The following is a 20,674-nucleotide window of genomic DNA, read 5'->3' as shown; positions in this document are numbered from 1 at the left end:
GCCGCCGGCGGGCGGCGGGGCGGGCCCCGCCGCCCGCCGGTCAGGCGAAGGAGCCGAAGGTGGCCCGGCCCGTCGGGCGGTAGGTGTGGATCGCCGTGCCCGTGGAGGTGGTGCGGGAGGCGACCACCTCGCAGGCGGTCGGCAGCCCCCCGGTCGGGAACAGCCGGCGCCCCGCGCCCAGGAACACCGGGAAGACCAGCAGGTTCAGCTCGTCGACCAGGTCCCGCGCCAACAGCCACTGGGCGAGCGCCCCGCTGCCGTGCACCTGGAGTTCCCCGTCCAGCTTGTCCTTGACCCGCGTGACGTCGGCTTGGAGGTGCTCGCCGTCGAGCACCGTGGTCCCGGCCCACGCGGGCTCCTTGAGGGTGGTCGAGGGCACGTACTTGGGCAGACCGTTCAACCGGCTCGCGATCGGGTCGTTCGGATCGGTGTACCGCGGCCAGTGCCCGGCGAAGATCTCGTACGTCCGGCGCCCGAGCAGGAACGCCCCGGCGCGGTCGAAGACCTCCGTCATGAACTCCCCCATCCCCTCGTCGGCGTACGGCACCGTCCAGCCGCCGTACCGGAAGCCGCCGCTGGTGTCCTCCTGCGGTCCTCCGGGGGCCTGCATCACGCCGTCGAGGCTGAGGAAGGTGGTGAGGGTCAGCTTGCCCATGGCTCCGCGCTCCTTGTTCGAGATCCGTCCGGCTACACGGGTTCAGACTTCCCGGCCACCCGGAACTCATCGCGGCGGCGCGCGTGAACGCGAGGTCCGATTCCCGCCGGCCCGCTTCCCCCGCCGCCGGTTTCATTGAACTCGCAACGACCTACGGAACGGGAACGGCCGGACGCACAGGTCCGGCCGACAACGGGAGGACGCACATGAACGGCACAGTGGCACTGGTCACGGGCGGCAGCAGGGGCATCGGGGCCGCCACGGCCCTGCGCCTGGCAGAGGACGGCGTGGACGTCGCGATCACCTACGTCGACGACGCGACCTCCGCGGCGGAGGTCGTCGGCAAGATCGAGGCCCTGGGACGACGCGGCCTGGCCGTACGGGCCGACTCGGGCGACGCGGCGCAGGCCGCCGGGGCGGTGGAGCAGACCGTACGGGGTCTCGGACGACTCGACGTGCTGGTCAACAACGCCGGCGTGGGCGTGCTCGGCCCGCTCGACTCGCTCGCCCTCGCGGACGTGGACCGCGTCCTCGCGGTGAACGTCCGCGGGGTCTTCCTGACCTCCCAGGCCGCGGCGGGACGCATGGGCTCCGGCGGGCGGATCATCACCATCGGCAGCTGCATCACCCGGCGGGTCCCGGGCCCCGGCGGCGCCCTGTACGCGATGAGCAAGTCCGCGCTGACCGGTCTGACCAAGGCGCTCGCCAGGGAACTCGGCGAACGCGGGATCACCGCGAACCTCGTCCACCCGGGCCCGGTGGACACCGACATGAACCCGGCCGACGGCCCCTACTCCGCCCCGCAGGCCTCGATGACGGCCCTCGGCCGCTTCGGGACCCCGGCGGAGGTGGCCGCCATGGTGTCCTTCCTCGCGGGGGCGGACGCCGCGTACGTCACCGGCGCCGAGTTCTCGGTGGACGGCGGCCACGCGGCGTAGGGGCCCCGCACACCGGGACGGGAAAGGCCGACGGGGCGCACCATCGACGGCGCGCCCCGTGGGCGGTCGGTACAGGCCCCGGGGGTGTCGGCCCCCGGGGCGGTCACCGGGTCGGCGTCAGCCGCCGAGCTCCTGGTGGCGGGCGGCGTGCGCGGCGGCGCCGGCCTCCGTCAGCGAGCCGAACAGGCGCAGGCGGGAGAAGCCGCCGTCCGGGAAGATGTCGATCCGGACGTGGGTGCCGACCGCCGGGGCGTCCAGCACGAAGCGGTGGTTGGTGTCCGGCTGCAGGCGGGTGCGCGGCAGGAACTCCGTCCACTCGCCCTCCTCGCCCGACTTGATGGAGAGAGAGGCCCAACCGGCCGAGTTGCCCTTGAGGTAGGCGGTGTCGATCTCGACGGCGCGGATCTCGGAGTCGGCGACGAGCTGGTAGCGGATCCAGTCGTTGCCGTTGTCACGGCGACGGGCGGTCTCCCAGCCGTCGTCCATCTTGCGGGAGCGGCCCGGGTTGATGGTGTTGGTCGGCGGGGAGTAGAAGCGGTTGGACGCGTCCTGCACCGAGCCGCCGTTCTCCAGGGCGACCACGTCGAAGGTGCCCAGCGCGGCGAGCCACTTCGGGTCGGTGACGACCTCGCCGTGGACGCGCAGGCGGGCGATGCCGCCGTCGGGGTGCTGGTTGACGCGCAGGTGCGTGAAGCGCTGCTCGACGTTCACCTCGAAGCCGTTGGCGGCGTGGCCGCCGACCGGGGTGCGCTCGACGAGGGTCGTCCACTTGACGTCGTCGGAGAGGAGTTCCTCGGCGGTCGGGGAGCCCTTGACCGAGGCGCCCTGCACCGACACGGCCTGCGGCATGTTGCCGCGGAAGTGGGCGGTGTCGACGATGATGCCGCGGATGACGCCGGGGGCGCCCAGGCGTACGAGCGCCCAGTCGTGGTCCTCGGCGGTGGGCCAGGGCTGCGTGGCGGAGACGCCGCGGCGACGGCGGGTCTCCCAGCCGTCCATGACCTTGCCCTTGTGCCCGAAGTCCTCGGGGTCGAAGTGGGCGGCCTCGGAGATCAGCAGGTTCTCGCGCTGGGCGAAGAACTCGTCGTTGGCTTCGATGACACCGGCGCCCAGCTCACGGGCCGCGAGGTTCGCGTACTGCGTGAAGGGGAAGTCCGCGGTGCGGTAGTCCGCGTACGGGTCGCCGCCTCCGTACGGGTTCGCGTTGCCGGTGAAGGAGGCCGGTCCAGTTGAACGCTGTGCCACTGTCAGTTCTGCCTTTCGAGGAGTCGGCCCGTGGGCTCGTTCGGGGTGCCGTGGTCGGCGATCTGCGTGCCGCGCAGCCAGGTGGACTTCACGACGCCGTGCAGGGTCTTGCCCGCGTACGCCGTGACCCGGTTGCGGTGGTGCAGTTCCGCGGGATCCACGGTGAAGGTCTCTTCGGGTGCCAGGACGGCGAAGTCCGCGTCGCGGCCGACCTCGATCGCGCCCTTGTCGGACAGCCCGGCGAGGGCGGCGGGGGCGGCGGACATCCAGCGCACGACGTCCTCGAGGGTGCGGCCGCGCCGGCGCGCCTCGGTCCAGATCGCGGGGAGTCCCAGCTGGAGGGAGGAGATGCCGCCCCACGCGGTGGCGAAGTCGTTCGTCTTCAGGTCCGCGGTGGAGGGCGAGTGGTCGGAGACGATGCAGTCGATGGTGCCGTCGGCGAGCGCGTCCCACAGGAGGTCCTGGTTGGCGGACTCGCGGATGGGCGGGCAGCACTTGAACTCGCTCGCGCCGTCCGGGACTTCCTCGGCCGTCAGGGTGAGGTAGTGCGGGCAGGACTCCACGGTGACCCGCACGCCCTCGGCCTTGGCGGCGGCGATCAGCGGCAGCGCGTCGGAGGAGGACAGGTGCAGCACGTGCACCCGGGCGTTCAGTCGCTTCGCCTGGGCGATCAGGTTCCCGATGGCGGTGTTCTCGGCGTCGCGCGGGCGGGAGGCGAGGAAGTCGGCGTACTTCGGGCCGGGGGTCTGCGGCGCGGAGTCCAGGTGGTGCGGGTCCTCCGCGTGCACGATCATCAGGCCGCCGAAGCCGGTGATCTCGGCGAGGGACGTGGCCAGTTGCTCCTGGTCGAGCTCGGGGAACTCGTCCACGCCGGAGGGCGACAGGAAGCACTTGAAGCCGTAGACGCCGGCGTCGTGCAGCGGGCGCAGGTCCTTGACGTTGTCCGGGAGCGCGCCGCCCCAGAAGCCGACGTCCACGTGCGCCTTGGCGCGGGCGACCTCCTGCTTGACGCGGAGGTTGTCGACCGTGGTGGTCGGCGGCAGGGAGTTCAGCGGCATGTCGAGGATCGTGGTGATGCCTCCGGCGGCGGCCGCGCGGGTGGCGGTCCAGAAGCCCTCCCACTCGGTGCGGCCCGGGTCGTTCACGTGGACGTGGGTGTCGACCAGGCCGGGGAGCAGGACGTCGTCGCCGAAGTCCTCCAGCCGGGCTCCGGCCGGTACCTCGGCCTCGTACGCCGACACGGCCGTGATCTTCCCGCCGGCGACGGCCACCGAGGCGGCGCGCGTCCCCTCGGGGGTGATGACACGCGTCGAGCGCAGTACCAGTTCCACAGCCGCGTCGGCCACCGGAACCTCCCCATCTACTTCCACAGAGCGAAATTCAACGTTCTGTTGACGGAGTCTTCACCCCGATCCGGGGCCAGTCAAGAGCGCCCGGACAGACCACCCAGCCCTGCGCGGCACAATTGGATGTTTCCACAGGATGGAATTAAGATTTCACTATCCAGAATGTAGCTACCACCATCGGGAGCCGTGCGGTTGACTTCGGGGGACGTCCACCACCGGGACAAACCCCCTCTGACCGGCGCGGACGGCCGAGCCCCGGCTCTAGGGCCGACGCCGACCGACCGGTAGGCTGATTCCTTGCCTGCCAGTACCGAAAGGACCGCGCCCGTGCCGACGTCCAGCGCCAGCACCACCGACGCTTCCGCCAAGCCCACCGCCGCCGGCGGTGGCGTCCAGTCCCTTGAGCGCGCCTTCGATCTGCTCGAACGCATGGCCGATGCCGGGGGCGAAGTCGGCCTCAGCGAGCTCTCCGCCGCCAGCGGCCTGCCGCTGCCCACCATCCACCGCCTCATGCGCACCCTCGTGGCGTGCGGTTACGTCCGGCAGCAGCCCAACCGACGGTACTCCCTCGGCCCCCGGCTGATCCGTCTCGGCGAATCCGCCTCGCGCCTGCTGGGCACGTGGGCCCGTCCCTACCTCGCGCGGCTCGTCGAGGAGACCGGCGAGACCGCGAACATGGCCCTGCTCGACGGGGACGAGATCGTCTACGTCGCCCAGGTGCCGTCCAAGCACTCCATGCGCATGTTCACGGAGGTGGGCCGCCGGGTGCTGCCGCACTCCACGGGCGTGGGCAAGGCGCTGCTCGCGTACACCCCCGCGGACGAGGTGCGCGCGCTGCTGGCCCGCACCGGGATGCCGGCCGCGACAGAGAAGACCATCACCACGCCCGAGGGCTTCCTGGACGCCCTGGAGAAGGTCCGCAAGGCGGGTTACGCGGTCGACGACAACGAGCAGGAGATAGGGGTCCGCTGCCTGGCCGTGTCGGTGCCGAACTCCCCGACCGCCGCCGCGATCTCCATCTCGGGCCCCGCGGGCCGGGTGACCGAGGCGCTGACGGACTCGATCGTGCCGATCCTCCAGGGGATCGCCGCCGAGCTGTCGGTGGCCCTGCAGAGCCAGAATCCCGCGTAGGGACCCACCGCGCGAAGGCCCCGGCCCGCCCTTCTCGAAGGGGGCGGCCCGGGGCCTTCGTCCATCGGGCGGCGGCCCGGGCCCGTCCCGCGTCGGACGGTGGCCCGGGCGGGGCCCTCGGGCGTCAGAGGGCGCGGGCCGTCTCCGTGAGCCGGCCGTCGGCCATCGTCATCGTGCGGTCCATGCGCTCCAGGTGGGCGTGGTCGTGGGTGACCAGCACCGTGGCGGTGGACCGCTCGCGGGTGAGGGTGACCAGGAGGTCCAGTACGGCCGCCCCCCGCTCGTGGTCCAGGGCGCTGGTGGGCTCGTCCACCAGCAGCACGGCGGGCTCGTGCATCAGGGCGCGGGCGATGTTGACGCGCTGGCGCTGCCCGCCCGAGAGCTGGTGCGGGCGCTTGTCGGCCTTGTCGGCCAGGCCCACGGCGTCCAGCAGGTCCAGGGCCCGGCGGCGCAGCCGCTTGGGCGGGCGGCCCGACAGGTGGGCCATCACCTGGAGCTGCTCGGCGGCCGTGAGCGAGGCCAACAGGTTGGGCTGCTGGAAGACGATGCCGATCTCCTCCCGGCGCAGCGCGGACTTCTGCGCGGCGCTGAGCCGGGCCGTGTCCCGGCCCGCGACGACCACCCGGCCCGCGTCCGGGGCGATCAGGGTGGCGGCGACCGCGAGCAGGCTGGACTTGCCGGAGCCCGAGGGGCCCGTCACGGCGGTCAGGGTGCCCGCCGGCGCCTCCAGGGCGACCGCGTCGAGGGCGGTGAGCCGGCCGTCGCCGTCGGGGTAGGTGAGCGTGACGTCGTGGACGAGCAGGGTCATCGGGCGCTCCCGAGTGCGGTCAGCGGGTCTACGGCGGTGATCCGCCGGATGGACAGGGCGGCCCCGAGCGCGCCGAGCGCGATCATGACCGCGGCGGGGACCAGCACGGTGGCCGCGTCGAGCACGAAGGGCACGTCGCCGCCGCTGATCAGCGCGCCGATGACGGCGGCGAGGGCCGTACCGAGGCCGGTTCCGACGGCGAGCATCACCACGGCCTGACCGAGGGCGTCCCGCAGCAGGTACGGGGTGGAGGCACCCAGTGCCTTCAGCACGGCGACGTCCCCGCCGCGCTGGATCGTCCACACCGTGAAGAAAGCCCCTGTGACCAGGGCGGAGATGGCGAAGAGGAAGCCGCGCATCAGCTGGAGCGAGCCGTTCTCCGAGGTGTACGAGCCGATCGCGGACAGCGCGTCGTCGACGGTCGCGGTCCGGGTGCCGGCGCTCGCGTCCCCGGCGGCGAGGTCGGCTCCGGACGCGTCCAGGGCGATGACGGTGGCGAGGGTGTCGATCGAGGTACCGGGGTTGCCGACGCGCTGCCAGTCGTCGAGGTCCATCCAGACGACCGGGGTGTGGCTGAAGGAGGCCGTGCCGGAGACGGCCGCGACGGACAGTTCGAGCGGGCCGATCCTGAGCTTGGCGCCGGCGGTGAGCCCGCCGAGTTCCCCGGCGGCCTTCTCGGTCAGGACCACCTGCCCCTGGGTGAGTCCGGAGCCGCGCGGGGCGAGCGGGCCCGCGGAGTGGACGCCGAAGACCGAGACGGCCGCGGTGCGCTCACCGGAGACGGCGTTGGTGGTGCGGATGCCGATCGGCTCCGCCGATGCGACGCCGCGCCGCTCCCGCCAGGCCAGCCAGGCCTTCTCGGGTATCTGCGAGTTGGTGAAGGACACCTCCTGGTCCCCGGCGGGCGCCGCGAACGACAGGTGCGAGGCGGGCAGTGCGGTGATCGCCGAGATGTTCTCCCGGGCCAGTCCGGAGGTGAGTCCGGACAGCAGGCCGACCAGCAGGGTGACGAGCACGACGACCGAGCCCATGAGGGCGAAGCGGCCCTTGGCGAACCGTAGATCTCTCCATGCGACGAACATGTCCCCCACCTTGGTGTTCCCCGTGGACACGCGGCATCGCGCCACAGGAGGGATCCTCGTGTCGAAGGGACGTCCCGGACATCAATCTTTTGGTTGACCGGGGGCGCCGAGCCCCCACTTACGCTGGTCGGGCCATGGTTGCTCCCGAATCCCGCCCCCTGACCCCCGTCTCCCGCGTCCTGCGCCTGTGCCTGCACGCGCTGCTGTGCGGGCTGCTCGCGCTGGCCGCCGGACGCGCCGTCGCCGACGACGTGCCCCACGCCGGGCGGGTGGTCGCCGCGTGCGCGCTGTTCGCCGCCGTGTACGCGGCGGGCGCCCTGGCGCCCGTGGTGCGCCGCTCGCCGCGCGCCGGAGCGGTGTGGCTGGCGCTGCTCGGCGCCACCTGGGTCGCGTTGCTCGTGCTCTCCCCGGACGGACTGTGGATCGCCTTCCCGCTGTACTTCCTCGAACTGCACCTGCTGCGGCTGCGCTGGGGGGTCGCGGCCGTCGCCGTCACGGCCTGCGCGGCGATCGGCGGGTTCCTCGCGCACAGCAGCACCCCCACCCCGGGGGCCTTCCTCGGCCCGCTGCTGGGCGGGGCCGTCGCGGTGGCCACGGTCCTCGGCTACCAGGCCCTGTACCGGGAGAGCGAACGCCGCCGGGAGCTGATCGAGGAACTCATCACCACCCGGGCCGAGCTGGCCGCCGCCGAGCGGGGCGCGGGGATCCTGGCCGAACGCGAACGCCTCGCCCGGGAGATCCACGACACCCTCGCCCAGGGCCTGAGCTCGATCCACCTGCTGCTGCGTGCCGCCGAGCGGTCCCTCCCCGCCGGCGCGCCCGCGCTGGAGCACATCGGCCGGGCCCGGGAGGCCGCGCAGGACAACCTCGCCGAGGCGCGCCGTTTCGTCCGGGCCCTGACGCCCCCCGACCTGGAGCACGGCTCGCTCGCCGCGGCGCTGGAGCGGCTCTGCTCCGCGGCCCCCGGGCCGCGGGTGCGCTTCTCGCTGAGCGGCGGCCCGCGGATCCTGCCCACCCCGTACGAGGTGGCCCTGCTGCGGATCGCGCAGTCGGCGCTGGCCAATGTGGTGCGGCACGCCCGCGCCGGCCGCGCGGAGATCACCCTGACCTTCATGGACACCTCGGTCACCCTGGACGTGGTGGACGACGGCCTGGGCTTCGATCCCTCGTCCGCGCCGTCGGGCGAGGGCGGTTTCGGCCTGCCGGCGATGCGCTCGCGGGCCGAGACGCTGGGCGGGCTGTTCACCGTCGAGTCCGCCCCGGGCCAGGGCACCGCCGTGGCCGTCACCCTGCCGTTGCCCGCGGAGGCGCTCTGATGACGATCCGGCTGCTGCTCGCCGACGACCACCCGGTGGTCCGCGCGGGGCTGCGCGCGGTGCTGGACACCGAGGCGGACTTCGCGGTGGTCGCGGAGGCCGCCACCGCCGAGCAGGCGGTGGAGCTGGCCGCCTCGGCGGGGGTGGACGTGGTCCTGATGGACCTCCAGTTCGGGCTCGGGATGCACGGTTCGCAGGCCACGGCCCTGATCACGGCCCGGCCCGACGCCCCCCGGGTGCTGGTGCTGACCACCTACGACACGGACGCGGACATCCTGGCCGCCGTGGAGGCGGGCGCCTCGGGTTACCTGCTGAAGGACGCCCCGCCGGAGGAGCTGGCGGCGGCGGTCCGCACGGCGGCGGCCGGCCAGTCGGCGCTGGCCCCGGCGGTGGCGTTGCGGCTGATGGACCGGATGCGGATGCCGGCGCAGGCGCTGACGAAGCGTGAGCTGGAGGTGCTCCAGCTGGTGGCGGACGGATTGTCGAACCAGCAGATCTCGAAGAGGCTCTTCCTCAGCCAGGCCACGGTCAAGTCGCACCTGGTGCACGTCTACGCCAAGCTCGGCGTCGACTCCCGTACCGCGGCGGTCGCCACGGCCGCCACCCGCCGGCTGATCCGCACGCCGTAGGGCGGGGCGCGCGGCTTTCGAGGGCCGGGGGCGCGGGGTCGTCGTCGGGGCGGTCGTGGGCGTCGTGGGGGTTCGTGGCGCGGGTCAGGGGGTGGCCGCGGGCCAGGGGGTGTCGGGGTCGACCGCGGCGGTGTAGTCGATGCCCGGGACGGAGAAGCCGTGGAGGCGGCGGACTTCGTCACCGAACCAGTCGAGGTCGGCGAGTTCGGCGATGGTGTCGCCCGTGGCGGTGTTCCAGCGTTCGGCGACGGCGCTCTGTACGGCGGGGTCGAGTTCCCAGGTGTCGAGGCGGATGCGGCCCTCGTCGTCGATGGCGAGGGGGCGGATGCCGGTCAACTGGTCCCAGAGCTGCACCAGTTGGCCGATCGGGGCAACCATGGCGTCGCCGAGGACGCCGCGCAGCAGCCCGACGTACAGGGCGATGCCGGGGATGGCGGTGGAGGACTGGGTGACGGCGGCGGCGTTGACCGAGGTCACGGCCCGGCCTCCCGGGGTCTTGCCGAGACCTGCGCGCGGTGGCTTCCAGATGGGACTTCGCCGCGCCGATGGTGCCCTCCCGGTAGATCGCCGCGGTGAGCGGCGAGCCGATGTAGGACAGGGCGGCGGTGGTGAAGCCGTCGGCGAGCAGGGACCGGTCGGCCAGGAACGTGATCCACCGTTCCCAGTCGGCGCCGCCCATGACCGCCACGGTCTGTTCGATGTCCTCGCCCTCGGCCGGCGTGGTGGTGACCTCCTTGACCTCCGGGGCGCCGTGCTCGTCGAAGACGAGGGTCTTGGTGGTGGACGGCGAGCCGATCGGCTTGAGGACCGCGGCGTACGTGTCGCCGGTGTCCGGGTCGGTGCGGCGAGGCGCGGCCACCGAGTAGATCCAGAAGTCGAGTCGTCCCCCGAACCGCTCGGCGAGGAGGTCGGCGACCTGCTCCTTCATCGTGTCGCCGAACGCGTCGCCGCCGCCACGGCGCCACCGCGTCCCGCAAGTCTGCGGCCGTGCGGACGAACACGGTGATCTTGACCGGCACAACGATGTCCGGCCGGGCTTGGAGGGGTTCCCCCTGGCTCTGGCGGCGGTGAACTGTTCCATCCCCGCGCGTCGGCCGCCCGGCCCGCACCGTACGAGCGGCTCGTCTCACGCGACCCAGTACGGCCGTTCCACCGACGGGGGCAGCGGCACCCCGTCGTGGAAGGCGGCCGCGAGCCGGCGGACGCCCTCGTCCAGGCGGTCCGGCGGGAGCGTGTACGGGATGCGCAGGCGGTGTTCGAAGGTTCCCGGGTCCACCCCGAAGCGGGCCCCGCGCCCGATGTGGACGCCGGCGGCGGCGGCGCGTTCCGAGAGCGCGGAGCTGACCGGTTCCCCGAGGTCCACCCAGAGCGAGAGGCCGCCCGGCGGCAGTTGCCAGGACCACTCCGGGGTGTGCCGTTCGAGGGAGCGCACCAGGGCCTCCCGGCGCTCGCGCAACTGCCCGAGGCGCGTCGGGAGCGACGCGTCGAGCCCTTCCAGCAGCGGCAGCGCGACGAGTTGGTCCAGGACCGATCCGGTCATGTCGGCCGCGACCCGCACGGCCGTCAGCTCGGCGATCATCTTGGCGGAGGCACGGATCCAGCCGACGCGCAGCCCGCCCCAGTGGGTCTTGCTCAGTGACCCGATGGTCACCACGTGGTCCGCTCCCCCGCGCGGTGCGAGGGAGGCCAGCGGGGCGGGTGGGGGCACGTCCAGGGCGATGTCGGCGATGGTCTCGTCGACCACCAGCCAGGTCCCGGTGCGCCGGGTGGCCTCCAGCAGCCGGCGCCGGTCCTCCTCCGGCATCAGCGAGCCCGTCGGGTTGTGGAAGTCGGGGATCACGTACGCCAGTCTCGGCACGGTCTGGCGCAGTGTGGACTCCGCGATCTCCATGTCCCAGCCCGCGTCGGACACGGCGATCGACGCGGTGCGCAGGCGGGCGTGCCGCAGGGCGTCGAGCGCGTTGGCGTAGGTCGGGTTCTCGGTGACGACCCGGTCCCCCGCCCCGCACAGCAGGCCGACGACCAGGGCGAAGGCCTGCTGGGCGCCCGCCGTGACGAGGATCTGCTCGGGCCGGGTGGGCAGCCCGCGCCGGGTGAAGCGTTCCGCCACGGCCGTGCGCAGGTCGGGCAGGCCGAAGGGGTGGTAGCCGGGGGTCCGCGCCACCGCGGGCAGCCGGGGCGCGGCCCAGGCCAGAGCGGCTTCCAGGCTGCCCTCGGGGGCGCCCATGGCGGCGATGGCGAGGTCGATGCCGGGGTCGCCGTCCGAGCGGTATCCGCCGGCGCCGATGAGCAGGTGGGCGCCCACGGGCCCGTGGCCCTCGGGCAGCTCGGTCCAGGTCCCGGAGCCGCGTCGGCTGCGTACGTAACCGCTCTCGCGCAGCAGGTCGTAGGCGCCGGTGACGGTGGCCCGGCTCGCGCCGATGGCCGCGGCGAGTTCGCGTTCGGCGGGCAGCCGGACGCGCAGGGCGATGCGGCCGTCGAGGACCAGGGTGCGCAGGGCGTCGGCGAGCGAGCGGTAGCCGGGGCGCGCCAGCACCTCGGCGGGCAGCAGCGCCGCGAGCCGGCGGCTGCCGATGGTTCTGTCCGCCGTCTGGACCACTGGACCGTTCGCCATGCCAACCTCCCCCGATTGGCTCTGCCGGCCAGGCCAATCAGGGACCAGACTCCCCGCATTGGCCCCTGATTGGCAAGGAGACACCGACATGCAGACCGACCGCGACGAACGGGCCCGGGTGAGCGCCGCCGAACAGCGGATCTCCGAGCCGCTGAACCTGAGCGCCGTGGCGGACGCGGTGCGATGGATCCTGGCGCGGCGCCCGCGGGGCCGGGTCCAGGAGCGAGAATCGCTGTCATGTCTGACCACACGACCCACGGCCCCGCCCCGGTGATCGCCGGCCTGCTGCTCGCCGCCGGGGGCGGTCGCCGTCTCGGCGGTCGCCCCAAGGCGCTGCTCCCCCACCACGGCCGCCCGCTCGTGGAGAACGCCGTCCGCGTCCTGCGCGAGGCGGGCTGCGGCCCGCTCCACGTGGTGCTCGGTGCCTCGGCGGCCGAGGTGCGCGAGCGCGCCGACCTGACGGGTTGCGTGGTGGTGGACAACCCGGACTGGACCGAGGGCATGGGGTCCTCGCTGCGCGTCGGGCTCGCCTCCCTGGCCGGGGCGGGGGCGGACGCGGTTCTGGTCTCCCTGGTGGACCAGCCGGGCATCGGGCCGGCGGCGGTGGCCCGGGTGCTGGCGGCGTACCGCTCGCGCGCGAGCCTCGCGGCGGCGGCGTACGACGGCGAGCGGGGCCATCCGGTGCTGTTCGGGGCGGACCGCTGGGCGGACATCGCGCGGACCGCGACCGGTGACCAGGGCGCGCGGGTCCACCTCAAGCGGCACGCCGGGGAGGTCACGCTGGTGGAGTGCGGGGACGTCGCGGAGGCCTTCGACATCGACACGCCGCCCGACCTGGCCCGACTCGCATGAATCGGCTGGCCGGCGGGAAGCAGCGGGGCGTGACCGCCATGGCACCGAGGGCCACCGATCGGCGGAATCTGTCGACCCGGAGAATCTCGACATCAACAAACCATTGAACTTCCACCATGAGGAAATTACTATCCACTGGTCAGAAGCGCCCTGAACCCACAGACGGCGCCCGCGACCGTATTGCGGAACTCTCCACACCCGACGGCACTGCGTGCCGTCTCGCGCGAGCATTCCCCCGCGGCCGCCAGGCACCGCCGCTGAAGGAGTGACAGATATGTCCGCACCAGCGCCGTCCCCGCTGGCCATCGTCGACGCCGAGCCCCTGCCCCGGCAGGACGAGGTCCTCACCGAAGCGGCCCTCGCCTTCGTGGCCGAGCTCCACCGGCGGTTCGCCCCCCGCCGCGCGGAACTCCTCGCCCGACGCGGCGAGCGCCGCGCCGAGATCGCCCGGACCTCCACCCTCGACTTCCTCCCGGACACCGCACAGGTCCGCGAGGGAGACTGGAAGGTCGCGCCGGCCCCGGCCGCGCTGAACGACCGCCGTGTGGAGATCACCGGTCCGACGGACCGCAAGATGACCATCAACGCCCTGAACTCGGGCGCCAAGGTCTGGCTCGCCGACTTCGAGGACGCCTCCGCTCCCACCTGGGAGAACGTCGTCCTCGGCCAGCTGAACCTGATCGACGCCTACGAGCGCCGCATCGACTTCACCGACTCCCGCACGGGCAAGGCGTACGCGCTGAAGCCCGCCGAGCAGCTCGCCACCGTCGTGATGCGGCCGCGCGGCTGGCACCTCCAGGAGCGCCACCTGCGTTTCGAGGGGGGCCCGGCCTCCGGTTCCCTCGTCGACTTCGGCCTGTACTTCTTCCACAACGCCCGGCGCCTGATCGACCTCGGCAAGGGCCCGTACTTCTACCTGCCGAAGACGGAGTCGCACCTCGAGGCCCGCCTGTGGAACGAGATCTTCGTCTTCGCGCAGGACTACGTCGGCATCCCGCAGGGCACCGTCCGCGCGACCGTCCTGATCGAGACCATCACCGCGGCCTACGAGATGGAAGAGATCCTCTTCGAGCTCAAGGACCACGCGGCCGGCCTGAACGCGGGCCGCTGGGACTACCTCTTCTCCATCGTGAAGAACTTCCGCGACGGCGGCGAGAAGTTCGTCCTGCCGGACCGCAACGCGGTGACGATGACCGCCCCCTTCATGCGGGCGTACACCGAGCTGCTGGTCAAGACCTGCCACAAGCGCGGCGCCCACGCCATCGGCGGCATGGCGGCCTTCATCCCGTCCCGCAAGGACGCCGAGGTCAACAAGGTCGCGTTCGAGAAGGTCAAGGCGGACAAGGACCGCGAGGCGGGCGACGGCTTCGACGGCTCCTGGGTCGCCCACCCCGACCTGGTCCCGATCGCGATGGCCTCCTTCGACGCGGTGCTCGGCGACAAGCCCAACCAGAAGGACCGGCTGCGCGAGGACGTCTCGGTGGCCCCGGGCGAGCTCATCGCCATCGACTCGCTCGACGCGAAGCCCACCTACGAGGGGCTGCGCAACGCCGTCCAGGTCGGCATCCGTTACATCGAGGCGTGGCTGCGCGGCCTGGGCGCCGTCGGCATCTTCGGCCTGATGGAGGACGCGGCCACCGCCGAGATCTCCCGCTCGCAGATCTGGCAGTGGATCAACGCCGGCGTCGTCTTCGAGAACGGCGAGACGGCCACGGCCGAGCTGACCCGCACGATCGCGACCGAGGAACTGGCCGCCATCCGCGCCGAGGTCGGCGAGGAGGCCTTCACCGCCGGCAAGTGGCAGCAGGCCCACGACCTGCTGCTCCAGGTCTCCCTCGACGCCGACTACGCGGACTTCCTCACTCTCCCCGCGTACGACCAGCTCACCGGCTGACCCACCCCCGTCTTCGGCTGAAACGCACAGCAGCCGAGCACGAAAGCCCCGCCCCCGCCGCCCCCAGGGCCCGGGGGCGGGGCCTTTTCCGCGCCCGAACAAGGGCCACCCGGCCTTCCCGAACACGCGCCACCCGTCCTTCGCGAACGCGCGCCACCCACCCCTCCCCAAGGCGGTGCACCCGACCGAACGATCGGGCGTTACCTCATCGTGATCTGCGCGTACCTAGCGGTAACATGCGGCCGCGTGTCACCTTTCCGATGCCACCGGCGCCGGCGGTAATCCCCACTTCCCCAGCCGTGCACCGGAGTTCCTCCGGGCATCGGCGTGGCAGACCGCAGGAGTTCCGCAGTGATCGGATTCCGCAACGTCAGCAAGAGCCGGACCGGCAGTCGTGTGCGACGACTGGCCGGGGCCGCGCTGGTCCTCCCCCTCACCGCCGCCGCGCTCGCGACCGGCGGGGCGGGAACGTCCGCGGCGAGCCCGGGCAACGGGCCCACCGCCGTGGTCTCCCTGGGCGACAGCTACATCTCCGGCGAGGCCGGCCGGTGGAAGGGCAACAGCCTGACCAACGGCGGCAGCCGCAACGGCACCGACCGGGCCTGGGTCAGCGGCGGTTCGTACGATCCCGCCAAGGTGTACGGCGCCACCGCCGGCGGCTGCCACCGGTCGGACTCGGCCGAGGTGCGCAGCGCCGGGCCGATCGCCGACGTGGCCGTGAACCTGGCGTGTTCCGGTGCGGTGTCGGACAACGTGTTCCGGGCGTCCAACGGCGGGGTGGCCTTCAAGGGCGAGGCCCCGCAGGCCGATCAACTCGCCGGTGTGGCCGCGAGCCACGACGTGAAGGTGATCGTGCTGTCCATCGGCGGGAACGACCTCGGTTTCGCCGACATCATCGAGGAGTGCGCCTACGACTTCGTCCTCTGGGGCTCCTACTGTCACGACGACCAACAGGAGGGCGTCGACGCGAAGATGGACGCGGTGATGGCCAAGGTGGGCAAGTCCGTCGACGAGATCCGGGCGGTGATGCGCGGCGCCGGGTACGCGGACTCCTCGTACCGCGTCGTCCTGCAGTCCTACCCCTCGCCGATCCCGCGGGGCGCCGAGAACCGGTACCCGCAGAGCGACTGGAGCCGGTTGAACTCCGGTGGCTGCCCCTTCTGGAACCGGGACTCGGACTGGGCGCGGGACGCGCTGGTGCCGCAGATCGCCGATCGCCTGGGCGCGGTGGCCGCCGCCAAGGGCGTGCAGTTCCTGGACCTGCGGGACATGATGCAGGGGCGCGAGGTGTGCGCGAAGGCCGGCAGGCAGGTGACCTCCACGACGGCCGCGTCCGCCCGGACGAGCGAGTGGGCGCGCTGGATCGACAGCAGCGAGACACAGGGGCTGATCCAGGAGTCCATGCACCCGAACCACTTCGGACAACTGGCCGTCGGGCGCTGCCTGGCCCTGGCTGCGGCCCGACCGGCCACCTCCCGGGACAGCTGCAAGAACACCGCCGGGGCCGACCAGGGCGGGATGTACCTGACGCCCGCCCCGTAGGCCCTGTCGTCAAAGTGGCGCCCCGCGCGCCGCGCGTGAGGGGCGCGGAACCCGCGGGCCGCGAGGCCCGGGTTCCGCGCCCGGGGGGCACGCTCGACGGCATGGCCTACGCGGCGGGTTGTTCGTCCGCGTCGTGGTCCGGGACCGGGACCGGGACCGGCTGCAGCGTGGTCATCGCCTCGCTGAAGGCCGCCCGGCAGCGCAGCCAGTCGGGGTCCGGGGTGCCCGTCCCCAGGGCCAGCAGTTTGGGCAGCAGGTCCGCCGAGAACGCCTGGGCCGCCTCGGCCGGGAGCAGGGACGGCAGGTTGTCGATGGCGATGACGTCGAGCGGCCGCAGGCCGTCGACCAGCCGGCGGGCCGGCGTCGCCCAGTCGGTGAGCCGGTCGTAGACGGGCAGCAGGTGCAGCGGCGAACCCGTGTCGCAGGTGATGTCGGCGATCACCGAGAGCCGCCGCCCGTCGGGGCCCGGGTCGCCGTCCAGGTCGGCGGGTGTGAGGAAGGGCGGCGCGGGTCGGGTGGTGAGCACCGCGTTGACCAGGACGTCGCATCCGAGGAGGGCGGCCCGGTCCAGGCGGGCGGTGTCGGTGCGGTCCCACCGGGTGACCCGTACACCGGCGGTGACCAGGGCGTCGCGGGCGCCGCGTCCGCTGCGCCCGTACCCGCCGATCACGACGGACCGCAGCTGTACCCCGTCGGGCGGGGGGACGGCCCGCGAGGCGCGTAATCGGCGGTCGAGTTCGGCCCGGGGCATCGGTGCGAGCGGGCCTTCGAGCAGCCCGCGCGCCTGCAGTACGGCCAGCGCCGCGCCCACGTAGCCCGCCCAGTAGCCGAAGGCGGCGAGTCTGCGCCCCTGGGCGTCGGCCAGGTACTCCAGGTCGAGCAGGGTCCCACCGCCCGCCGCGAACCGTTCCAGCAGCGCCGGGGCCTCGGCCTGGCCCTTGTACGCGTGCCCGAAGTACACGTGTCGGTGGTGCAACCGCTCCGGTGTCGGCGGGAGTTCCTTGAGGCCGAGGATGTACGCCGACCCGGGCGCGGCCCCCTGCGCCCAGGATCCGGCGGGCGCGGCGCGGCAACCGGCGTCCACGTACGCGGCGAGGGGGAAGACCCGGTGGTCTGAGTCCTCCACGGTGAGTCGTACGCCCTGCCGGACCAGCCGGCCCGCGTCCTGTGGGGTGAGCGGGGCCCTTCGTTCGGTGAGGCGTGTCTCGTTGCGCATCCACAACTGCGGCACATCTGCCATCGGCGGTACCACCTGTCTGCTCAGGACGCCTCGACGGACGCCCGCGTGCAACATGTGACCGACCATCAGAGTCGTTTCGCCGGAGCCGTTCGGCAAGGAGCGCGGCAGCGGGAACGGGGGCTCAGAACTCGGGCAGCAGCGCTCGCGGCCCGATCCGTGCGCCCTCCGCGTACGCCGTCAGGAGTCGCTCCTCGGTCATCCGGCCCCCCAGGACGTCCAGGGCGCGCGGCGGGCGGGCGGCGGCCGGACGGGCGCCGGCGACCGAACCGAGCAGGCGGGCGGACCGCGCGTACCGGCCCTCGGTCGCCTCCAACTCGGCCAGCAGCTCCGCCGAGAGGGCCTGGCCGGTCCGGTCCCCCAGGGCCGCCTGCGTCTCCAGCGCGCGCGTCACCTCGGTACGGGCCGCCCCGGTACGACCCTGGCGGGCCAGGCGCACGGCCGCGGCGTGGCTCGCCCAGGACCGGGCCCACGGGTCGGGTCGCCCGCCGGGCGGATCGCCCAGCGGCTCCGCCGATGGATCGGCGCACGGATCGACGTGCGCGAGGGCCAGGGCGAGGGCGGCCCGGAGCGCTTCCCGGCCGGGCCCGGACACGGGCCCGGCGGGCAGCAGTTCCAGGGCCTCGCGGTACTCGGCGACGGCGGTCTCGTGGCGGCCCTCCCACAGCGCGATCGTGCCGCGGACGTGCGCGAGGTGGGCCAGGCAGGCGTCCTGCCCTTCCTGTACGGCGGCGCTCCAGCCCTCGACCAGCAGCGGGTCCGCGCCGTCCGTACCGCCGAGGCTCGCCGTCAGCCAGGCCGTCAGCCACAGGGCGCGGGCCGGCCGGGGCCGCGGGTGCAGGGCGAGGGCGCGTTCCAGGTGGCACCGGCCCTCCCCCGGGAGCCCGCAGGCCGACCAGAGGAACCACAGGGTCACGGCGAGCTCCAGGGCGGCGCCCGGGCCGGCGACGAGCGGGTTCATCGCGGCCCGCAGCTCGGGGAGTTCGGCCAGGGCCAGGGCGCGTGCCTCGCTCTGCGCGCCGCCGTGCCACAGCCGCGCCGCGCGTGACGCGAGCGTGCGACATCGTTCCTGATGGCGCAGGGCGACGGTCGTACCGTCGTCGCCCGGGCGGCGGGCGAGGCGCATGGCCGCGTGCGCGCGGACGGACAGGGGCATCCGGTGGCGCCCGGGGTGCTCCTCGTCCGTGAGCAGGGCGGGGGCGAGTCCGGCCAGGGCCCGCACGGCCGAGGCGGGGGTCAGCTCGCCGAACCCGCACACGTCGGCGACCGCAGCCGCGTCGAAGGCGCCGGCGAAGACGGAGAGCCGTTCCCACAGGAGGCGTTCGGCCGGCGAGGCCAGCCGGTGGGTGCGTTCGGCGTCCACGCGGCCGGCGCGGCCGGCGCCGCCGGCGAGGAAGGTCAGCGGGTCGGCGCCGAGTCGGCGCAGGGCTTCCAGGGGCGGGTAGCGGTGCGCGCGCCCGGCGGCGAGTTCCAGCGCCCCGGGGATCCCGTCCAGGGCCCGGCACAGGGCGGCGACGGCGGCGGCGTTGGCGTCGGTGAGCTCGAAGAGGGGGTCGGCGCCGCGCGCGCGTTGCTCGTACAGCCGCACGGCGGCGGAGCCGACGATCGCGGCGGCCGGCTGCCGCGCGGCGGGATCCCGCGGTTCGGCGGGCAGGGACAGAGGCGGTACGGCCAACTCGGCCTCCCCCGGAAGGTCGAGCCGGCGTTGGGAGGTCGCCAGGATCCGGGCCCGGGGCAGCCAGGCCATCAGGTCCCGCACCAACCCCGCCGCACCGCCGCCCAGTTGCTCGCAGCCGTCGAGCACCAGCAGCACCTCGCGGCCGTCGAGCCCGTGGATCAACTCGTGTTCCAGCACCGCCCGACGTGAGGCGGGCAGCGTGGACAGGTCCACCCAGACCGTGTCGGCGCCGGCGCCGGAGGTCAGGCCGCGTACGGCGCGCACGGCGAGCCGGGTCTTGCCGATGCCGGCCGGCCCGGTGAGGGTGACCAGCCGTCCGGCGGCCAGCAGTCGGGCGGTGGCCGCCGTCTCCCGGTCCCGGCCGACGAAACCGGACAACTCCGCGGGCACCGTGCGGCGCGCACACGCTTCGGGGTCCCCCACGCGTCCTCCCGCGACGTCCTGAACTCCGCGCACAACCGGTGGATTCATCGGTTCGGCGCACAAAGAGAGATGATCTGCGGAAAGTCCGGTCTTCCGACCCGCGACCGGGAGAACCACCAGGGAGAAGGTATGCACGCGGCCATTTCCGCCGTGGACGACACCGACCGGGCGCTCGTCCACGCACTCCAGCTCGCCCCCCGGGCGAGCTGGGAGCGGCTGGGACCGGTGCTCGGCGCCCGCCCCGACACCCTGGCCCGCCGCTGGGAGCGCATGACGGGGGCCGGCGAGGCCTGGATATCGGGGCTGGGGCTGCGCACGGGCAACCAGTCGCCCTGCATGGCCTGGGTGGAGGTGACCTGCGCCGCCGGCACCGCCCCCGCGGTCGGCGAGGCCCTGGTCGGGGACCCGCACACGCTCGGCGTGCAACACACCACGGGCGCGCGGGACCTGTTGGCGTTCGTGGCCGTTCCGAACCTGCACACGCTGTACCGCTACCTGTCCTTCCGGGTCCAGCGGATCCCCGGGGTGGGAGCGACCCGCTCGTCGATGGTGACGGCGGTGCACAGCGCCCCCGACCGGTGGCGGCTGGACCAACTGACCCCGCTCCAGATCGATCTGTTGACCGGGCGGACCCGGCGCTCCGCGGCGTCGGTCGCCACCGCCGGGCCGGCGCCGACGAGCATGACCGAGGAGGACCGCCCGCTGGTCCTGGCGTTGGCCTCGGACGCGCGGCGCAGCGTGGCCTCGCTGGCGCGGGAGGTCGGCATGAGCGAGTCCACGGTCCGCCGCCGGCTGGGCCGGCTGGAGGCGGGGCAGGGCCTGCGCTACAGCTGCGCGATGGCCTCGGGGGTCTCGGGGTGGCCGGTGTCGGCGACCCTCTGGGCGGAGGTGCCCGAGCACGAGGTGGCCGACTGCGCGGCGGCGGCGATCGGGTTACGCGAGACCCGGACCTGCATGTCCGTCAGCGGGCCCTGGAACTTCATGATCAGTGCGCGGTTGCGCACGATAGCGGAGCTGTCCCGCTACACCTCGGACCTCTCGCGGCGGCTGCCGGCGATGCGGGTCACCGACTCGGCGGTGGCGCTCCACGTGCGCAAGTCGGAGGCACAGGAGTTGGACCAGGAGGGACGACGCGTCCGTACGGTGCTCCCGGACATCTGGACGGAGCCGGCGCGCGCGGCCTGAGGCCGCCGGGGAACGGGCGCGGGGGGGGGGGGGGGGGGGGGGGGGGGCCGCCGCGGGGCGGGGGGGGGGGGCGGCCGGCCCCCCCGCGCCGGCCGCGGC

General features: G+C 73.6%; 17 protein-coding genes and 1 pseudogene. 9 read left to right on the top strand and 9 right to left on the bottom strand.

The genetic code is table 11. From position 1 onward, the window contains the following. Positions 1-40: 40 nt before the first annotated feature. On the bottom strand, positions 41-655 hold the full coding sequence (locus ACIRO3_RS12775; RefSeq protein ID WP_404135545.1) for a dihydrofolate reductase family protein: 615 nt from the start codon (positions 653-655) through the stop codon (positions 41-43). Positions 656-861: 206 nt separating this feature from the next. Between ACIRO3_RS12775 and ACIRO3_RS12770 the strand changes: the two genes are divergently transcribed. Beyond that, positions 862-1,593 carry an SDR family oxidoreductase gene (locus ACIRO3_RS12770; RefSeq protein WP_365997477.1) on the top strand — a complete coding sequence of 244 codons (732 nt, stop codon included), beginning with the start codon at positions 862-864 and terminating at the stop codon, positions 1,591-1,593. A gap of 117 nt (positions 1,594-1,710) precedes the next feature. Here the strand turns inward: ACIRO3_RS12770 and alc are convergent, their stop codons facing one another. Both alc and allB read right to left on the bottom strand, forming a co-directional pair. Next, positions 1,711-2,838, bottom strand: a complete 1,128-nt coding sequence (gene alc / locus ACIRO3_RS12765; protein WP_361772768.1) for an allantoicase — start codon at positions 2,836-2,838, stop codon at positions 1,711-1,713. A gap of 2 nt (positions 2,839-2,840) precedes the next feature. Beyond that, the gene (gene allB / locus ACIRO3_RS12760) at positions 2,841-4,184 is read right to left on the bottom strand and encodes an allantoinase AllB (protein ID WP_366148220.1); all 1,344 of its coding nucleotides are present in this window, start codon (positions 4,182-4,184) and stop codon (positions 2,841-2,843) included. Positions 4,185-4,511: 327 nt separating this feature from the next. Here allB and ACIRO3_RS12755 point away from each other — a divergent pair, with 327 nt between their 5' ends. Beyond that, complete coding sequence (locus ACIRO3_RS12755) at positions 4,512-5,315, top strand: IclR family transcriptional regulator (RefSeq protein ID WP_361772774.1); 804 nt, start codon at positions 4,512-4,514, stop codon at positions 5,313-5,315. 124 nt (positions 5,316-5,439) lie between these two features. On the opposite strand, the gene ACIRO3_RS12750 is transcribed toward ACIRO3_RS12755, so the two are convergent. Both ACIRO3_RS12750 and ACIRO3_RS12745 read right to left on the bottom strand, forming a co-directional pair. Next, on the bottom strand, positions 5,440-6,123 hold the full coding sequence (locus ACIRO3_RS12750; protein WP_404135539.1) for an ABC transporter ATP-binding protein: 684 nt from the start codon (positions 6,121-6,123) through the stop codon (positions 5,440-5,442). Then, on the bottom strand, positions 6,120-7,205 hold the full coding sequence (locus ACIRO3_RS12745) for an ABC transporter permease (RefSeq protein WP_404135536.1): 1,086 nt from the start codon (positions 7,203-7,205) through the stop codon (positions 6,120-6,122). The genes ACIRO3_RS12750 and ACIRO3_RS12745 overlap by 4 nt, the downstream gene beginning before the upstream one ends. 134 nt (positions 7,206-7,339) lie before the next feature. Between ACIRO3_RS12745 and ACIRO3_RS12740 the strand changes: the two genes are divergently transcribed. Both ACIRO3_RS12740 and ACIRO3_RS12735 read left to right on the top strand, forming a co-directional pair. After that, the gene (locus tag ACIRO3_RS12740; protein ID WP_366148221.1) at positions 7,340-8,521 is read left to right on the top strand and encodes a sensor histidine kinase; all 1,182 of its coding nucleotides are present in this window, start codon (positions 7,340-7,342) and stop codon (positions 8,519-8,521) included. Continuing rightward, positions 8,521-9,150, top strand: coding sequence for a response regulator (locus ACIRO3_RS12735; RefSeq protein ID WP_404135531.1), 630 nt, complete (start codon positions 8,521-8,523; stop codon positions 9,148-9,150). The genes ACIRO3_RS12740 and ACIRO3_RS12735 overlap by 1 nt, the downstream gene beginning before the upstream one ends. An 84-nt stretch (positions 9,151-9,234) precedes the next feature. Here the strand turns inward: ACIRO3_RS12735 and ACIRO3_RS12730 are convergent. Beyond that, positions 9,235-10,099, bottom strand: a pseudogene (locus ACIRO3_RS12730) (enoyl-[acyl-carrier-protein] reductase FabV); the annotation flags it as partial. A gap of 177 nt (positions 10,100-10,276) precedes the next feature. Further along, a complete protein-coding gene (locus ACIRO3_RS12725) occupies positions 10,277-11,764 on the bottom strand; it encodes a PLP-dependent aminotransferase family protein (protein WP_404135528.1) in 1,488 nt (495 codons plus the stop codon). An 88-nt stretch (positions 11,765-11,852) separates the two neighbouring features. On the opposite strand from ACIRO3_RS12725, the gene ACIRO3_RS12720 reads away from it, so the two are divergent. The 4 genes from ACIRO3_RS12720 to ACIRO3_RS12705 all read left to right on the top strand — a co-directional run bounded on the left by ACIRO3_RS12720 (position 11,853) and on the right by ACIRO3_RS12705 (position 16,052). Continuing rightward, complete coding sequence (locus tag ACIRO3_RS12720) at positions 11,853-12,038, top strand: hypothetical protein (protein WP_404135525.1); 186 nt, start codon at positions 11,853-11,855, stop codon at positions 12,036-12,038. After that, positions 12,002-12,616 (top strand): NTP transferase domain-containing protein, encoded by a 615-nt coding sequence (locus tag ACIRO3_RS12715; protein WP_404135522.1) that lies wholly within the window; start codon positions 12,002-12,004, stop codon positions 12,614-12,616. The genes ACIRO3_RS12720 and ACIRO3_RS12715 overlap by 37 nt, the downstream gene beginning before the upstream one ends. A 274-nt stretch (positions 12,617-12,890) precedes the next feature. Further along, positions 12,891-14,510: a malate synthase A gene (aceB, locus tag ACIRO3_RS12710; RefSeq protein ID WP_365997471.1), complete on the top strand. Its 1,620-nt coding sequence runs from the start codon at positions 12,891-12,893 to the stop codon at positions 14,508-14,510. 351 nt (positions 14,511-14,861) lie between these two features. Next, positions 14,862-16,052: a GDSL-type esterase/lipase family protein gene (locus ACIRO3_RS12705; RefSeq protein WP_404135518.1), complete on the top strand. Its 1,191-nt coding sequence runs from the start codon at positions 14,862-14,864 to the stop codon at positions 16,050-16,052. Positions 16,053-16,158: 106 nt separating this feature from the next. Here the strand turns inward: ACIRO3_RS12705 and ACIRO3_RS12700 are convergent, their stop codons facing one another. Beyond that, on the bottom strand, positions 16,159-17,292 hold the full coding sequence (locus ACIRO3_RS12700) for a saccharopine dehydrogenase (protein WP_404135515.1): 1,134 nt from the start codon (positions 17,290-17,292) through the stop codon (positions 16,159-16,161). A 121-nt stretch (positions 17,293-17,413) separates the two neighbouring features. Then, complete coding sequence (locus ACIRO3_RS12695; RefSeq protein WP_404135512.1) at positions 17,414-19,390, bottom strand: ATP-binding protein; 1,977 nt, start codon at positions 19,388-19,390, stop codon at positions 17,414-17,416. Between the two features lie 129 nt (positions 19,391-19,519). Here ACIRO3_RS12695 and ACIRO3_RS12690 point away from each other — a divergent pair, with 129 nt between their 5' ends. After that, entirely contained in the window at positions 19,520-20,575 is a 1,056-nt protein-coding gene (locus ACIRO3_RS12690) for an Lrp/AsnC family transcriptional regulator (protein ID WP_404135509.1), read from the top strand. The last annotated feature ends 99 nt before the right edge of the window (positions 20,576-20,674 follow it).

The organism is Streptomyces sp. NPDC102278, from assembly GCF_044766345.1.
GTDB lineage: Bacteria > Actinomycetota > Actinomycetes > Streptomycetales > Streptomycetaceae > Streptomyces.
This window is presented reverse-complemented; position numbering and strand designations above follow the sequence as displayed.

What these genes read in the sequence shown, in the direction of transcription:
- ACIRO3_RS12700 (WP_404135515.1), bottom strand. Translation starts at nt 17,292, where the DNA reads ATGGCAGATGTGCCGCAGTTGTGGATGCGCAACGAGACACGCCTCACC.
- ACIRO3_RS12770 (WP_365997477.1), top strand. Translation starts at nt 862, where the DNA reads ATGAACGGCACAGTGGCACTGGTCACGGGCGGCAGCAGGGGCATCGGG.
- ACIRO3_RS12740 (WP_366148221.1), top strand. Translation starts at nt 7,340, where the DNA reads ATGGTTGCTCCCGAATCCCGCCCCCTGACCCCCGTCTCCCGCGTCCTG.
- ACIRO3_RS12775 (WP_404135545.1), bottom strand. Translation starts at nt 655, where the DNA reads ATGGGCAAGCTGACCCTCACCACCTTCCTCAGCCTCGACGGCGTGATG.
- ACIRO3_RS12715 (WP_404135522.1), top strand. Translation starts at nt 12,002, where the DNA reads ATGTCTGACCACACGACCCACGGCCCCGCCCCGGTGATCGCCGGCCTG.
- ACIRO3_RS12690 (WP_404135509.1), top strand. Translation starts at nt 19,520, where the DNA reads ATGCACGCGGCCATTTCCGCCGTGGACGACACCGACCGGGCGCTCGTC.
- aceB (WP_365997471.1), top strand. Translation starts at nt 12,891, where the DNA reads ATGTCCGCACCAGCGCCGTCCCCGCTGGCCATCGTCGACGCCGAGCCC.
- ACIRO3_RS12735 (WP_404135531.1), top strand. Translation starts at nt 8,521, where the DNA reads ATGACGATCCGGCTGCTGCTCGCCGACGACCACCCGGTGGTCCGCGCG.
- ACIRO3_RS12745 (WP_404135536.1), bottom strand. Translation starts at nt 7,205, where the DNA reads ATGTTCGTCGCATGGAGAGATCTACGGTTCGCCAAGGGCCGCTTCGCC.
- ACIRO3_RS12750 (WP_404135539.1), bottom strand. Translation starts at nt 6,123, where the DNA reads ATGACCCTGCTCGTCCACGACGTCACGCTCACCTACCCCGACGGCGAC.
- ACIRO3_RS12725 (WP_404135528.1), bottom strand. Translation starts at nt 11,764, where the DNA reads ATGGCGAACGGTCCAGTGGTCCAGACGGCGGACAGAACCATCGGCAGC.
- ACIRO3_RS12720 (WP_404135525.1), top strand. Translation starts at nt 11,853, where the DNA reads ATGCAGACCGACCGCGACGAACGGGCCCGGGTGAGCGCCGCCGAACAG.